Source organism: Pseudomonas sp. PS02288 (assembly GCF_029959715.1).
Taxonomy (GTDB): Bacteria; Pseudomonadota; Gammaproteobacteria; order Pseudomonadales; family Pseudomonadaceae; genus Pseudomonas_O; species Pseudomonas_O kuykendallii.
In genome coordinates this window covers 1-14,968 of sequence record NZ_JASCPA010000011.1, presented here as the reverse complement: position 1 = coordinate 14,968, position 14,968 = coordinate 1, and the positions used below count along the sequence as shown (strand labels likewise).

At 68.6% G+C, this 14,968-nt stretch carries 15 protein-coding genes; 11 read left to right on the top strand and 4 right to left on the bottom strand.

Annotated elements, in window-relative coordinates; all coding sequences use genetic code 11:
• Window positions 1-44: 44 nt before the first annotated feature.
• The 4 genes from QMX85_RS06780 to QMX85_RS06765 all read right to left on the bottom strand — a co-directional run bounded on the left by QMX85_RS06780 (window position 45) and on the right by QMX85_RS06765 (window position 3,476).
• Window positions 45-1,052 carry an LLM class flavin-dependent oxidoreductase gene (locus tag QMX85_RS06780; protein ID WP_282339371.1) on the bottom strand — a complete coding sequence of 336 codons (1,008 nt, stop codon included), beginning with the start codon at window positions 1,050-1,052 and terminating at the stop codon, window positions 45-47.
• 106 nt (window positions 1,053-1,158) lie between these two features.
• Window positions 1,159-2,529, bottom strand: a complete 1,371-nt coding sequence (locus QMX85_RS06775) for a sodium:proton antiporter (protein ID WP_282339370.1) — start codon at window positions 2,527-2,529, stop codon at window positions 1,159-1,161.
• Window positions 2,530-2,613: 84 nt separating this feature from the next.
• Window positions 2,614-3,030 (bottom strand): hypothetical protein, encoded by a 417-nt coding sequence (locus tag QMX85_RS06770; protein ID WP_282339369.1) that lies wholly within the window; start codon window positions 3,028-3,030, stop codon window positions 2,614-2,616.
• 35 nt (window positions 3,031-3,065) lie between these two features.
• On the bottom strand, window positions 3,066-3,476 hold the full coding sequence (locus QMX85_RS06765; protein ID WP_282339368.1) for a hypothetical protein: 411 nt from the start codon (window positions 3,474-3,476) through the stop codon (window positions 3,066-3,068).
• A gap of 73 nt (window positions 3,477-3,549) precedes the next feature.
• On the opposite strand from QMX85_RS06765, the gene QMX85_RS06760 reads away from it, so the two are divergent.
• The 11 genes from QMX85_RS06760 to QMX85_RS06710 form a co-directional block, all read left to right on the top strand.
• Entirely contained in the window at window positions 3,550-4,608 is a 1,059-nt protein-coding gene (locus QMX85_RS06760; RefSeq protein ID WP_282339367.1) for an aminopeptidase, read from the top strand.
• 40 nt (window positions 4,609-4,648) lie between these two features.
• Window positions 4,649-4,879, top strand: coding sequence for a DUF1161 domain-containing protein (locus QMX85_RS06755; RefSeq protein ID WP_282339366.1), 231 nt, complete (start codon window positions 4,649-4,651; stop codon window positions 4,877-4,879).
• Between the two features lie 76 nt (window positions 4,880-4,955).
• The gene (locus tag QMX85_RS06750; protein WP_282339365.1) at window positions 4,956-5,477 is read left to right on the top strand and encodes a sigma-70 family RNA polymerase sigma factor; all 522 of its coding nucleotides are present in this window, start codon (window positions 4,956-4,958) and stop codon (window positions 5,475-5,477) included.
• Window positions 5,478-5,479: 2 nt separating this feature from the next.
• Entirely contained in the window at window positions 5,480-6,433 is a 954-nt protein-coding gene (locus tag QMX85_RS06745; RefSeq protein WP_282339364.1) for a FecR domain-containing protein, read from the top strand.
• 110 nt (window positions 6,434-6,543) lie between these two features.
• Window positions 6,544-9,051 (top strand): TonB-dependent siderophore receptor, encoded by a 2,508-nt coding sequence (locus QMX85_RS06740; RefSeq protein WP_282339363.1) that lies wholly within the window; start codon window positions 6,544-6,546, stop codon window positions 9,049-9,051.
• A 176-nt stretch (window positions 9,052-9,227) separates the two neighbouring features.
• Window positions 9,228-9,512, top strand: a complete 285-nt coding sequence (locus QMX85_RS06735) for a hypothetical protein (RefSeq protein ID WP_282339362.1) — start codon at window positions 9,228-9,230, stop codon at window positions 9,510-9,512.
• Window positions 9,509-11,152, top strand: coding sequence for a PepSY-associated TM helix domain-containing protein (locus QMX85_RS06730; RefSeq protein ID WP_282339361.1), 1,644 nt, complete (start codon window positions 9,509-9,511; stop codon window positions 11,150-11,152). Before QMX85_RS06735 ends, QMX85_RS06730 begins: the two co-directional genes overlap by 4 nt.
• A 14-nt stretch (window positions 11,153-11,166) precedes the next feature.
• Window positions 11,167-11,493, top strand: a complete 327-nt coding sequence (locus tag QMX85_RS06725; RefSeq protein WP_282339457.1) for a DUF3325 domain-containing protein — start codon at window positions 11,167-11,169, stop codon at window positions 11,491-11,493.
• Window positions 11,494-11,522: 29 nt separating this feature from the next.
• The gene (locus tag QMX85_RS06720) at window positions 11,523-12,689 is read left to right on the top strand and encodes an efflux RND transporter periplasmic adaptor subunit (RefSeq protein ID WP_282339360.1); all 1,167 of its coding nucleotides are present in this window, start codon (window positions 11,523-11,525) and stop codon (window positions 12,687-12,689) included.
• The gene (locus QMX85_RS06715; RefSeq protein ID WP_282339359.1) at window positions 12,686-14,644 is read left to right on the top strand and encodes an ABC transporter permease; all 1,959 of its coding nucleotides are present in this window, start codon (window positions 12,686-12,688) and stop codon (window positions 14,642-14,644) included. Before QMX85_RS06720 ends, QMX85_RS06715 begins: the two co-directional genes overlap by 4 nt.
• 11 nt (window positions 14,645-14,655) lie before the next feature.
• Window positions 14,656-14,968: TolC family protein (locus tag QMX85_RS06710; RefSeq protein WP_282339358.1), on the top strand; the 313-nt coding region annotated here is incomplete at its 3' end.

The following is a 14,968-nucleotide window of genomic DNA, read 5'->3' as shown; positions in this document are numbered from 1 at the left end:
AACGGCCCGAATCGGGCCGTTTTTTTATGCGCGGAGGGCGTGGCTCAGATCGTCCCCGCATGCAACTGGCCGAGGATTTCGTAGGAGCGCAACCGCGAGGCGTGTTCGTAGAGGTCGCAGGTGAAGATCAGCTCGTCGGCTTGGGTCTGCTCGAGGAGGATTTCCAGCCGCGCGCGCACCTTTTCCGGCCCGCCAATCACCGCCATGCCGAAGAAATTCCCCACCGCGTCCTGCTCGTGCGGCAGCCAGCGACCGTGCATGCTTTCCACTGGCGGGCGCAGCACCAGGCTTTCGCCGCGCAGCAGCGCGAGGATGCGCTGGAACGCCGTGGTGGCGAGGAATTCGGCCTGCTCGTCGTCGTCCGCGGCGATCAGCGGAACGCCGAGCATCACGTAGGGTTTGTCGAGTACCGCCGAGGGCCGGAAATTCTCCCGGTACAGGCGGATCGCCTCGTGCACGTAACGCGGCGCGAAGTGCGAGGCGAAGGCGTAGGGCAGGCCCTTTGCGGCTGCCAGTTGCGCGCTGAACAGGCTCGATCCGAGCAGCCAGATCGGCAGGTTGCTGTCGGCGCCGGGCATCGCCACCACGCGCTGGTTCGGCTGGCGCGGGCCGAGCAGCCGTTCCAGTTCCTCCACGTCGCGCGGGAAATCGTCGGCGCTGCCCATGCGGTCGCGACGCAGCGCGTGGGCGGTGAACTGGTCGGCGCCGGGCGCGCGGCCCAGGCCGAGGTCGATGCGTCCCGGGTACAGCGCCTCCAGGGTGCCGAACTGTTCGGCTATCACCAGCGGCGCGTGGTTCGGCAGCATGATCCCGCCGGCACCGACGCGGATGCTCGACGTGCCGCCGGCCAGGTAGCCGAGCAGCACGGCGGTGGCGGAGCTGGCGATGCCGTCCATGTTGTGGTGCTCGGCGACCCAGAAGCGGGTGAAGCCGAGCTTCTCGACGTGGCGCGCCAGCGACAGCGAATTGCGCAGCGCCTGAGCGGCGTTGCCATCGTCGCGGATCGGCACCAGGTCGAGGGTGGAAATACGGGTATTGGCGAGTCGGGACATGTCGTTCACCTCGTTGTATGAGGGTTAGATGCGGGCTCGGCATGCCGAAGACAAGCCCGCACGCCGCAATCCCGACGGACGCGGCGCTGGCGCTCGCGCTCGCACGTCAGCCCTTGTCGGGCTGCGCGCAGGAAATCTGCCCGGCGTAGCGTTTCTCGTAGCGGCTCAGCAGAGGCTGGGTGGTCAGGCCGTGGATGAAGATGCTCAGCGCGACCACCGACAGCGTCAGGTCGGTGACGTCCACCCGCGCCGACTCCTGCAGGTGATGGTTTAGCGCGTAGCACAGGTAGTACAGGCTGCCGATGCCGCGAATGCCGAACCAGCCGAGCAGGCGCCGCTGCGGCCGGGTGACCAGGCTGCGCGGGAACACCAGCCACACCGATAGCGGCCGGATCACCGCGAACAGCGCCAGGCCCAGCGGCACCGCGCGCCAGTCCCAGTGCGCCGTCAGCACCACGCCGAGGATGGTCACCAGCAGCACTTCCAGGCTGCGTTCGAGCAGGTTGCCGAAGCTGAGGATGTCGCTCATCAGCACGCCAGCGGCGATCTTCGGCTCGTCGATGCGCATGCCGTCGACGTCGAGCCGCTGCGGGATTTCCCCCGCCAGGCGCGGCAGCACCTTGCGCGTGATGTGCTCGGCCGGCTCGGCGTCATGGCCGCTGGAGGATATCTCCGCGTGACGCAGGCCGACACCGGCGGCGAAGGTGGCCAGGAAGCCCCAGGCGCCGATGGATTCGGCGATCACGTAGGACAGCGCGATCAGCGCCAGGGCGAGGAAATCGTTGGGCGAGATGCCGGTTTCGGCGTGCCGCGCGCGCAGGTAGATCGCCAGCCGGCCGACCAGTTTGCCGAGCACGAAACCGCTCGCCAGCCCGGCCGGCACCGCCCACAGCAGGCGCTGCCAGAACCAGTCGTCGACCCACGCCCAGGAGCCGCCGCCGTATTCGATCAGCAGCAGGCCGAAGACCACGAAGGGGAAGGCCACGCCATCGTTGAAGCCGGCCTCGCCGGTGAGGCCGTAGCGCACGCGGTCGCAGTCGCTGGCGTGGTTGACCTGCACCAGGCTGGCGAGCACCGGATCGGTGGGGGCGAGGATCGCGCCGATCAGCACCGCGACGCCCCAGCTCAGGCCGAAGCCGTAATGCCCGACCAGCGCCACGCCGCCGATGCACAGCAGCATCACCGGGCCGACCAGCAGATAGGCGCTGAGCCAGGCCGGGTCGCGGAACGGCAGGCGCAGCTTGATCCCGCTGGCGAACAGCGAGACCAGCACGGCGACTTCGGCGAGGTGCTCCAGCCAGACCGAGATCTGGTCGAAATCGGCATGCCAGAGGCCGATGCCGAACTGGCCGATGACAACGCCGAAGGCCAGGTAGAGGATCGAGGTGGTGACCGGCAGCCAGCGCAGGAATGCCGAGGCCAGGGCCAGCGCCAGCAACAGGAGGCCGAGCACGGCCATCCATTGGGTGAAATTCATGGGAAACGAGTAGCCCGCTCATCGAGCCCGGAGTAGGCCCACGGTTTTTCGATGCCCGGGCGGCGGTTCAGGTTCCGCCGGGTTTCAGTAGGGGCCGCAGCGCAGCAGCTTGGCGCTCGCCAGCGGCTCGCGTCCCTCGCCATACAGCCAGCCCTGGGCCTTGAGCACCAGCGGCCGTGCTTCCAGGCGGTAGCGCTGGCCGGGAACGAAGCCGTCGTAGCGCACGCGCAGGTAGCAGGTGACCTGGGACGGGCCGCTGGAATCGACGCCGCCGCCGCGGTTGACCTCGTACTGATAGCGCACGTCCAGCTCGTGGGCGCCGGGACCGACCTGGAAGTAGCGCGCATCGTCGAGGCGCTTGCCGTCCAGCCGGTCAGCCGAGATGTCGCCGATCGGCACTGCCCGCACGTCGACCCAGGCGAGGTTCGGATCGGGTTTCGGAAGCGGCGCCGCGCAGGCGTGCAGCAGCGGCAGCATCAGGAAAACGGCCAGGTTACGCATCGTGGAGTCCTCGTCTGGGGACCGCAGAATAACCGCTATACGCCACCGCAGCGTTGTTCCTGGCCACGGCCGAGCAGTTGGTTCTGCTGGTCGTAGAGTTTGACCCACGGGCGGAAGCCCCATTCGCCCGCCTCCAGGCGATAGCGACCGCCGGCATCGAAGTCGTCGTACTTGAGCGTCAGCCGGCAGTCGCGCTGCAGCGGTTGGTCGTGGCCGGTATTCGCGGCGCTGACCTCGAAGCGATAACGCACCGTCAGCGCGTGGCTACCCGGCTCGACCTGGAAGTAGCGATCGTCCTCCAGCGGCTTGTCGTCCACTTCCAGCGCCAGCGGCGGTGCGCCCTTGGCATCGAGGTCGACCCAGGCCTGGTTCGGGTCGGGCCGGGGCATCCACAGCGAGCATCCTTGAAGAGTCAGCAGGCTGAGGCAGAGAAGGGTGGCACGCATCGGCGTCTCCAGTCGGGGGATCGAAGCGCGGCGGCGCTGGAGCGCACTGCCGCGATGGGATAGGGTCGCCGGCATGTCGCCGCCAAATATCCCGTTACTCGACAACCGCGCCCTGCGTTGGGTTCCCCTGCTGCTGTGCCTCGCGCTGAGCGGTTGCTCCAGCTATTACGGGCAGTTGCTGCAGGGCCAACTGCAGGTGCTGCGCCAGCGCGAACCCATCGACGCGGTGCTCGCCGACCCCGCGCGCGACCCGCACCTGCGCCAGAGGCTGGCGCTGGCGCAGCAGGCGCGGCGCTTCGCCAGCGTCTCGCTGCACCTGCCGGACAACCGCAGCTACCGCGTCTACGCCGACATCGGGCGGCCGTTCGTGGTGTGGAACGTCTTCGCCACTCCGCGCTACTCGCTGGCGCCGGTGGAACATTGCTTCCCCATCGCCGGCTGCGTGGCCTATCGCGGCTATTACCAGCAGGGCAGGGCGCGTGGCGCCGCGGCGCTGCTCAACGAGGAGGGGCTGGATACCTACGTCGGCGGCGTCGAGGCCTACTCGACCCTCGGCTGGTTCGACGACCCGCTGCTCAGCAGCATGCTGCGCTGGGACGACGACCGTCTCGCCGCGACGATCTTCCACGAACTGGCGCACCAGCAGCTTTACGTGGCCGACGACACCGCGTTCAACGAGTCCTTCGCCAGCTTCGTCGAGCAGCAGGGCCTTCGCGAGTGGCGCGCCGCCCGCGGCCTGCCGGTGCCGGATGCGCGTCAGGAGCGGCAGCGTCGACAGTTCACCGAGCTGATCCTGGCCAGCCGGGAACGCCTGCAGGCCCTCTACGCCGAGCCGCTCGACGCTGCGCAGAAAGGGGCCGGAAAGGCCGCCGAGTTCGAGCGACTACGTGCGGAATATCGCACCCTGCGTGACGGGCAGTGGGGCGGTGATACGCGCTACGACGCCTGGATGGCGCAGCCGCTGAACAATGCCCGCCTACTGCCGTTCGGTCTTTACGACCAGTGGGTAGAGGCCTTCGCCGCGCTGTTCCGGCGGGCGAATGGCGACTGGCGCGAGTTCTATCGGCGCGCCGCGCAAATCGGCCGGTTGCCGGCAGCGGAGCGGGAACAGGCGCTGGCGTCCTTGTTCTAACCCAGCTAGAACGGCCTGATCGGGCCCCGAGGAGACCTACATGAAGCGCTGGACAGTGGCCGCCACGGCCACAATGCTGTGTCACACGGCGCTCGCCGCGCCCAAATCCTGCGAGGCGCTGAAGCAGGAGATCGAGGTGAAGATCCAGGCCGCCAATGTCACCAGCTACACGCTGGAGATCGTGCCGGCCGCCGACGTCGAGGACGCCAACATGGTGGTCGGCAGCTGCGAAGGTGGCAGCAAGAAGATCATCTACCAGAAGAACGACTGACGGCGCCGCGCGGCTTGCGAGAGAGGACGTTTTCATAAGAGAATAAATGATAGGAATTATCATTTAGGTTCTGTCCTTGCGCTCCCCCGATCAGGCCGTCGACATCGCCACCCAGCAAGCCGTGCAGGTGCTCTATCGCGAGCATCACGCCTGGCTGAGCCATTGGCTGCGCAGGCGTCTGCCCTGTACGGAGAACGCTGCCGACCTGGCCCAGGACACCTTCGTCCGCGTGCTTTCCAGCCGACAGGCGTTCGACCTGCGCGAGCCGCGCGCCTATCTGAGCAGCATCGCCCGTAGCCTGATGATCGACGGTTTCCGCCGCCGCGCCCTCGAGCAGTCCTACCTCGATGCCCTCGCCGCGCTGCCCGAGCCGTTGGACATCTCGCCGGAAGCGCGCGCGCTGATCATTGAGACCCTATTGGAGATCGACCGCCTGCTCGACGGCCTCGGCCCGCGCTGCCGCGAGATATTCCTGCTCGCCCAGCTCGACGGTCTCAGCCAGGTGGAGATCGGCCGGCGCCTGGGCGTATCGACCAACACGGTGCGCAAATACGTGGTGCGCGGCCTGACGCAGTGTCTGCTGCTGATGGGCGACTAGGCATGGGCAGCATCGCGCAACCCTCGCTGGCCGTATTGCAGGCCGCCGCCAATTGGCACCTGGACCTGCAGGCCGCACCGCACTGCGCCGCCACGGGCGAGGCGCATCTGCGCTGGCTGGAGGCCGACCCCGCGCACCGTCAGGCCTGGAGTCGCATGGAACGCCTGCAGGGCAAGCTGGGCGGCCTGCCGAACGGTATCGCCCCGGCCGCGCTGCGTGGGGTCGACGGTCGTCGACGTAGCAGCCTCAAGCTGCTCGGCCTGCTGCTGATCGGTGGGGGGACGGCCGGCCTTGGCTGGCAGTCCGCGCCCCTGCGCAGCGTGCGCGCCGATGAGTACACCGCCGTTGGCGAGCGCCGCAGCCTGCGTCTGGAGGATGGCGGCCAGGTGCGCCTGAACAGCGACACTGCCCTCGACATCCGCTACGGCAAGCGCCTGCGCGAACTGCACCTGCGCCGTGGCGAGATCCATGTGCAGACCGGCAAGGACACTGAGGACCGGCCCTTCGTGGTGCACACCGAACAGGGCAGCATCCGCGCCCTGGGCACCCGATTCCTGGTGCGCCAGGACGGCGAGCGCACCCAGGTGCGCGTGCTGCAGCACGCGGTGGAGGTACGCCCGCTGGACGCGCCGGACCGGCCAGTGCGCGTCGAGGCTGGCCAGCAGCTGTGGTACGGCGCCACGGCCTGCGGCGCCATCGAGCCGCTGGAGGCGCATGCCGATGCCTGGCTGCGCGGCATGCTGGTGGTCAGCGATTGGGCGCTGCCGCGCTTCATCGACGAGTTGGCGCGCTATCGCCCGGGCCTGCTGTCCTGCGACCCGGCGCTGGCCGGGCTGCGCATCTCCGGCGCCTTCCAGCTGGCCGACAGCGACGCGGTGCTGGACAACCTGCGCAGCACCCTGCCGCTGCGCGTGCGTCGGCTGACCCGTTACTGGGTGCGGATCGAGCCGGCCTGAGCCGACGCGGAAATATTTTTGCCTGGGGTGTTGTTGATTTCGTTTCTCACTCGACTTGGTTAGGAAAGCGCCCGCAGTGCGCTCCCTGTCAACGCTCCCAGGAACCTTCCATGTCGCGCCAGACCGCTCCGCGCAGTACGTCGTTGCTTCGTAGCTCCCCCTGCCCCAGCCCGCTGGGTGTGGCCATCAATCGCGCGTTGCTCGGCGCGGTGCTGGCGCTGCCGGTCGCCAGCCTGGTGCAGGTGCAGCCCGCCTGGGCGCAGAGCGTGGTAGCGCAGCACGACTTCGCGATTGCCGAGGGTTCGCTGGAGTCGGCGCTGAACAGTTTCGCCGCCACCACCGGCGTCAGCGTGTCCTATTCTCCGGAGACCGTGCGCGGCCTGCAGTCGCCGGGCGTGCAGGGGCAGTTGTCCGCCGATGAAGCGCTGCAGCGCCTGCTGTCCGGCAGCGGCCTGCAGGTAACGCGGCAGGCCAGCGGCAATTATTCGCTGCTGCCGGCGCCGGAAGCCGGCTCGACGCTGCAACTCGATGCCATCACGATCACCGGTGCCGGCCTGGGCGAGACCACCGAGGACACCGGTTCCTACACCACCGGCTCGACCAGCACCGCCACCGGCCTGCCGCTGTCGATCCGCGAGACGCCGCAGTCGGTCTCGGTGATCACCAGCCAGCGCATGAAGGACCAGAACCTCACCCAGCTCACCGACGTGGTGCGCCAGACCCCCGGCCTGACCCTCAGCCAGAGTGGCGGCAACGGTGGCGACAGCAGCGGTATCTACTCGCGTGGCTTCAGGGTCGAGAACTACCAGATCGATGGCCTGCAGCTGCTCGACAGCAACTACGGGAGCCCTGCCCAGAGCAACGACATGGTGCTGTACGACCGCGTCGAGGTGATCCGTGGCGCCACCGGCCTGACCAACGGCGTGGGCACCCCTGGCGCGACCCTGAACATGATCCGCAAGCGCCCCACGGCCGGCTTCAAGAGCAGCGTCACGGTCACCGGCGGCTCCTGGGATTACCGCCGCACCGAGGCCGACGTCAGCGGTTCGTTGACCGAGAGCGGCAACGTGCGCGGCCGCCTGGTGGGCGCGTATCAGGAGAACAACTCCTATGTCGACCGCCTCAGCGAGCGCAAGGAGGTGTTCTACGGGGTGGTCGAGGCCGACCTGACCGCAGACACCCTGCTGACCTTCGGCATGGACTCGCAGTCCGACGACTACGACGGCCACGCCCGTAGTGGCCTGCCGCTGTTCAACAACGACGGTACCCGGTCCGATCATGACGAGTCGGACTCCGCCGCTGCCAAGTGGGCCTATTCCAAGCGCAGTGCCGTCTCCGCCTTCGCCATCCTCGAGCACAACCTGACCGAGCGCTGGAAGGCCAAGCTGAGTCTGAACAATCGCCGTAGCGAATACGACGAACTCAGCGGCTATGCCGGGGGGAACAACGGGGAGGCCGGAGCCGATCCTGCTTCGATCGTGTTCTATGCCAACCGCTGGAAGGCCAAACCGGTACAGAACAGCTTCGACCTGAATCTGGCGGGCAACTTCGACCTGTTCGGCCTGGAGCACGATGTCATCTTCGGCTACAGCCAGCAGCGCACCGACTACAACACCCCGACCTACTCCTGGTGGACCGATCCCACCACCGACGGTTTCCCGGTGATCGACAACATCTACACCTGGGATGGCAAAACTCCGGTCAAGCCCGATCTGCAGGCCTATGGCCGCATGGACTTCAGCGAGGAGCAGAAAGCTGCATACGCCAGCACCCGGCTGCGCGCCAGTGACGACCTGTCGTTCATCCTCGGCGCGCGGGTCATAGACTGGAACAACAAGATCAAGAACGAGTACTACGGTGGCGGGGGCGACAGCAGCGACCGTAGTGAAACCGGCGTGGTCACCCCCTTCGCCGGCCTGGTCTACGATCTCAACGACATCTGGTCGGTGTACGGCAGCTACACCAGCATCTTCAAGCCGCAGAGCAACCGGACTGTGACTGGTGCCTACATCGACCCGCTGGAAGGCGAAGGCTATGAGGTGGGCAGCAAGGCGGCGTTCTTCGATGGCGGCCTGAACCTTGGCTTGGCCCTGTATCAAATCGAACAGGACAACCTGGCGGTTGCTATCACGCCAGAAGTACTTATTCCGGGTACAACGGAGGCTGCCTACCGCGCCGAATCCGGCACCAAGACCCGTGGCTTCGAGGTGGAAGTCACGGGTGAAGTGGCCATCGACTGGCAGCTCAGCGCCAGCTTCAGCCGCAACATCGTGCAGGATGCCGATGGCAACAAGCTCAACACCAACATTGCGCAGAACACCGTCAAGCTGTTCACCACCTACGTCCTGCGCAGCATCGGCAATGGCCTGACCATCGGTGGCGGGGTCAACTGGCAGAGCGAGATCTACAGCGATGGCGTCGGTCCGGCGCGCAACCAGCGCTTCACCCAGGATGACTATGCGGTGGTCGACGTGATGGCACGCTACCCCATCACCGAGCAGCTCAGCGCCACCCTCAACCTCAACAACCTGTTGGACGAGGAGTACTACACCAGTTCCAGCTCCAGCTATTTCGGAGAGCCGCGCAACGCCAGCCTCGGCCTGCGCATGGAGTTCTGAACGGCTCGTAGCGCCGACGAAACATCCGGTCACAGCTTGGCGAGGGCCGGAACTTCCGGTTTTACCGGGTTCATCCGTCCTCAAGTGTGGGCCACTGCATTGTCTCTGCGCCCCGCACGCTTCGCCGCCGGTACTGCCGGCGGCCTTCCTGTTCCGGCTTCCATGGTCGCTCGCCGATGAAATCGATTTCTCCCCGCTACCGCGCGCTGCTCTCGCGCACTCTGGCTGCCTTGCTTGGCGGCTATGCACTGACCTGCGCCAGCGTGATCTTCCTCGGCGCCGTGCTGCCGCTGCCCAAGAGCCAGGCGATCCTAGCCGCCTCGCTGACCAGCTTCGCGGTGTACACCGCGGTGATCGTCTGGGCGTTCGCCACGCCCAACCTGAGGCGCATCTGGCGGGTGCTGCTGATCGCCTCGCTGGCACTGACCGGCGCCGGCCTGCTGTTGGGAGGTGACGCATGAGCAAGGTACAGAGCGGCGCGGCCGAGGGCGGTTTCCGCCAGGCCATGGCCTGGCTGCATACCTGGGGCGGGCTGTGGGCCTGCTGGGTGCTGTTCGTGATCTTCCTCACCGGCAGCCTGGGCGTGTTCGACGAGCCCATCACCCGCTGGATGAAGCCGCACCTGCCGCAGGCCACCGAGGCCACCGGCGACACCCGCATGGACGATGGCTTCGACCGGCCCCAGGCCGTGCGCATGGCCCGTACCTGGTTCGAGGAGAACCAGCCCAACGCGCATTTCTTGGGCATTGGCCTGCCGTCGGACGAGGACCCCTCGATCCGCCTGTTCTGGCAGGACCCGCAGGAGAACTTCCACAACTCCCGCATCGACGCCAGCACCGGCAACCCGGTGGACGGCTCCCGCGAGCGTGACAGCGAAGGCGGTCACCACTTCGTGCACATGCACTTCGAGTTCCACGGCGGCACGGCCGGCATCTGGTTCGTCGGTGCCTTCACCATGGCCATGCTGGTGGCGCTGGTCAGCGGCATCGTCATCCACAAGCGCCTTTTCAAGGACTTCTTCACCTTCCGTCCGGGCAAGGGCCAGCGCAGCTGGCTGGACGCGCACAACGCCCTCTCGGTGCTGAGCCTGCCGTTCCAGCTGATGATCGCCTACACCGGCCTGGCGACCTTCTACGCCCTGTACATGCCGGCCGGCATCGCCGCGCACTACGACAGCGAGGAGGCCTACTTCGCCGACCTGCTGGACCAGCCGGCGGCCCAGGAAATCACCGGCATCGCCGCGCCGTTGGCCGCGTTCGACGGCATGCTGCTGCATGCCGAGCAGCAACTGCAGCGCCCGGCCAGTTTCGTCAGCATCGAGCACCCCAATGACAGCAGCGCCTCGGTGCGGGTGTTCGGCCGCTTCATCGAGAAGCCGGGCGAGTACCGCCTGCTCGGCGACGGCGGTGGCCGGGTGTTCTTCAACGGCGTGACGGGTGAGCAGACCGACGTGCAGATGCCGGGCGAGCTGCGTGGCGGCGCCGCGCAGGACGTGCAGTCGGTGATGGCCAACCTGCACTTCGCCGCCTTCGGCGGCCACCTGGTGCGCTGGCTGTACTTCATCAGCGGCCTGGCAGGCGCGGCCATGCTGGCCACCGGCGCGCTGCTGTTCATGGTCAAGCGCCGCCAGCGTTCGTTGGACGAGTTCGGCAGTGCCACGCCGCGCGTGTACCGGGTGATCGAGGTGCTCAACGTCGGCACCTTGACCGGTCTGCCCGTCGCCTGCGTGGCGTTCTTCTGGGGCAATCGCCTGCTGCCGCTGGGCATCGCCGACCGCCCGGAATGGGAGATCGCGGTGTTCTTCGCCGTCTGGCTGCTGAGTTTTGTCCACGCCGGCCTGCGTCCTGCTGCGCGGGCCTGGGTCGAGCAGCTGCTGGCGCTGGCCGTCCTCTGCCTGCTGCTGCCGCTGCTCAACTGGCTGACCGTTGGTGATCAGTTGTTCAGCTACCTGCAGCGCGGCGACGGCGAGCGTGCCGGCGTCGAACTGGTGGCGCTGGGCATCGGTGTGCTGTCGCTGTGGGGTGCCTGGCGCCTGAGCCGGCCGCGCAGGGCGCCGGCGCGTGGTCGCCAGCGCGCCGCCGTGGCGGAGGCACAATCATGAGTCTGACCCTCGCCGTGATTCTCGCCGCCGCGCTCTGCTATGCCGGCTTGGCTGGCCTGTGCCTGGGCATGGACCGCCATCATTCCCAGGTGTGGAAGGCCAAGGCGCCGACCCGTCAGCGCCTGTTGCGCCTGGCCGGCTGGCTCCTGCTGGCGCTGGCCGTGTGGCCGTGCGTACAGATCTGGGGCGGCGCCGTCGGCCCCGTAGTCTGGTGCGGCATGCTCAGCGTCGGTGCCTTCATCCTGGTTCTGCTGTTGCCCTATCGCCCGCGTGTCGCCGCGCTGCTGGCCGCCGTGGCGGCCGGTGTCGGTCTGCCGGTCCTGTTGTTGAGCGCCGGCTGAGCCGGCACCGTTCAAGGAAGATGTAGTCGATGAACTCGCGTTTCTCCCCGCTCCTGCGTCGTGGCCTGGCAGTCGCCATGATCCTCGCCCTGCCGGCGCTGATCTGGCTGTCCTGGGATGACGCGGTGGCCTATGACACGGTGACCATCGGCCGCGGCGACGTCGAAGCCAGCGTCACCGCCATCGCCACGTTGCAGCCGCGCGAGTCGGTGGACGTTGGCGCCCAGGTGTCCGGCCAGGTCACCCGCCTGCACGTGCAGCCCGGCGACCGGGTGGAGAAGGGCCAGCTGCTCGCCGAGATCGATGCCAGCCTGCACCAGGCCTCGGTGGAGGCCGACCGCGCGGCCCTCGACGGCCTGCGCGCGCAGCTGGCCGAACAGCAGGCGCAGCTCGATCTGGCGCGCCAGCAGCACCTGCGCCAGCAGCGCCTGGCCGCCGACGAGGCGACCCGCGAGGAAGACGTGCAGATCGCCGTCGCCACCCTGCGCTCCGCCGAGGCGCGCCTGCGCCAGCTACGCGCGCAGATCGCCGAAGCCAGCGCGCGCCTGCGCGGCAACGAGGCGCAACTGAGCTACACGCGCCTCTACGCGCCCATCGCCGGCACGGTGATCGGTGTCGACGTCAAGCAGGGCCAGACCCTCAACGCCACTTACCAGACGCCGACCGTGCTGCGCCTGGCCGACCTCGGCGCGATGACCGCCTGGACCAAGGTTTCCGAGGCCGACATCCGCCGCGTGCGGGTCGACATGCCGCTTTACTTCACCACACTCGGTGGCGACGGTCGCCGCTGGCACGGCAAGGTGCGCCAGGTGCTGCCGGCGCCGCCGGTGACGCCGAGCGCTTCCGGCGAGTCCGCCACGGTGCCGCAGACGGTCAAGGCGGTGCAGTACACCGTGCTGTTCGACGTAGCCAACGACGACGGCGAGTTGATGCCGCAGATGACCGCCCAGGTGACCTTCGTCACCGCCGCCGCGCATGACGTGCTGACCGCGCCGCTGGCCGCGCTGCAGCCGGTGGAGGGCCAGGCCGGGCTGTTCAGTGCCCGCGTGCTGGAGGCCTCCGGTCGCGCCACCGCGCGTGAAGTGCGCGTAGGCGCGCGCAGCCGCCAGCGGGTGGAGGTGGTCGAGGGACTGGGCGAGGGCGAGTTGCTGGTCATCGGCGAGCGCGCGCCCGCGCCGTCGAGGTTCCAGTGGTGAGCGACACGCCGCTGATCGAACTGCGCGGCATCCGCCGCCGCTACGGCGGGCAGAACGGCGCACCGGAAGTCGAGGTGCTGCACGGCATCGACCTGCGCATCGCCGCCGGCGAATTCGTCGCCATCGTCGGCAGCTCCGGCTCGGGCAAGTCGACCCTGATGAACCTGCTCGGCTGCCTCGACCGGCCCAGCGCCGGCAGCTACCACTTCGCCGGCCACGACGTCGCCGAACTGGACGCCGACCAGCTGGCCTGGCTGCGCCGCGAGGCCTTCGGCTTCGTGTTCCAGGGCTACCACCTGATCGCCACCGAGTCGGCCTGCGAGAATGTCGAGGTGCCCGCGCTCTACGCCGGCATGACCGCCGAGGCGCGCCGCCAGCGCGCCAGCGCTCTGCTCACTCGCCTGGGCCTTGGCGAGCGCCTGGACTATCGCCCCGGCCAGCTCTCCGGCGGTCAGCAGCAGCGGGTGTCGATCGCCCGCGCGTTGATGAATGGCGGACGCATCATCCTTGCCGACGAACCCACTGGCGCCCTCGACTCGCACAGCGGCCGCGAGGTCATGATCCTGCTGCGCGAGCTGGCGGAGGCCGGGCACACGGTGATCCTGATCACCCACGACCGCGAAGTGGCGGCCCAGGCCCGGCGGGTCATCGAGATTCGCGACGGCGCGATCATCGGCGACAGCGCTGCGCCGTTTGGCGGCGCGCAGCCCAATCCGGCCGCCTTGCCGGCGCCGCGCTTCGACGGCATGAGCGCGCAGGGTGCCGGCTGGAGCGCCCTCGGCGAGGTGCTGCGTTCGGCCTGGCGGGTGATGCTGCTGAACCGCTTCCGCACCGCGCTGACCCTGCTCGGCATCGTCATCGGCGTGGCCTCGGTGATCGTCATGCTGGCCATCGGGTTGGGCACCAAGCAGAAGGTTCTGGCGCAGATGGCCTCGATGGGCGCCACCACGCTCTACCTGTACGCCGCGCAACCGCCGGAAGGCGGCCCCTGGGGCGTGCTCAGCGAGAGCGACCTGGAGGCCCTCGGCCGCCTGCCGGAGATCGACCTGTTCACCCCGGTGATCGGCAACCCGCGCATGGTCCAGTACGGCAACGCCTCGCGCGACATCTACGTGTTCGCCAGCAACGAGCAACTGCCGGCGATCCAGCACTGGCCGGTGGCCGAGGGGCGCTTCTTCACCGCCGCCGAGGACCAGGACCTGGCGCCGGTGGTGGTGCTCGGGCACAAGGCACGCGCGTTCCTCTTTCGCGACGAGCCCAACCCGCTGGGCAAGCAGCTGCTGATCGGCAAGTCGCCGTTCGAGGTCATCGGCGTGATGGCCGAGAAGGGCCGCGAGTCCGGCGCCGACTACTACGACGAGATGGTCTTCATCCCCTACGCCGCCGGGCGCGCGCGGGTCTACCAGGACATCGCCGAGCCCGAGTACGCCGCGCTCACCGCCGCCTCCACCGACCAGGTGCAGGCCGCCGAGAGCGCCGCCCGCGAGCTGTTGCTGGCGCGCCATGGCCGCGAGGATTTCCAGGTGGATAACGCCGCCGCCAAGGTCCAGGCCGAGGCCGAGACCCAGGACAGCATGACCCGCATGCTCGGCCTGATCGCCGCCGTGTCGCTGCTGGTCGGCGGCATCGGAGTGATGAACGTGATGCTGATGACGGTGCGCGAACGTACCCGCGAGATCGGCGTGCGCATGGCCACCGGCGCGCGCCAGCGCGACATCCTCCGGCAGTTCCTCGGCGAGGCGGTGCTGGTCACCCTGGTCGGCGGCAGCATCGGCGTACTGGTCGGCCTCATCGGCGGCGCCGCCCTGCTGGCGGCCGGCGTGCCGTTGATCTTCTCCCTGTCGGCGATGCTGCTGGCCTTCGCCTGCGCGGTGGGCACCGGCCTGCTGTTCGGCTACCTGCCGGCGAAGACTGCCGCCGCCCTCGACCCGGTCGCCGCCCTGGCCAGCGAATGAACGAGTTTTCCATGTCCCGATACCCGCTGCCCCTGCTCGCCCTGCTGGCCCTCGCCGGCTGCTCCAGCGCGCCCGAGGCGCCCCAGGCCCTGCCCGCCGCACCCGCCGAGTGGAACCATGCGGTTTCCGCTGCCGCGGCGCCGGATGCGCAGTGGTGGCGCGCCTTCGCCAGCGCCGAGCTGGACGCCCTGGTCGCGCAAGGTTTGGCCGACAACTTCGATCTGGCCGCCGCCGCCGCGCGCCTGCGCCAGGCGGCGGCCCGCGCCCGCGTGGCCGGCGCGCCGCTGCTGCCGCGGCTGGATGGCAGTCTCGGCGCCCGCCGCG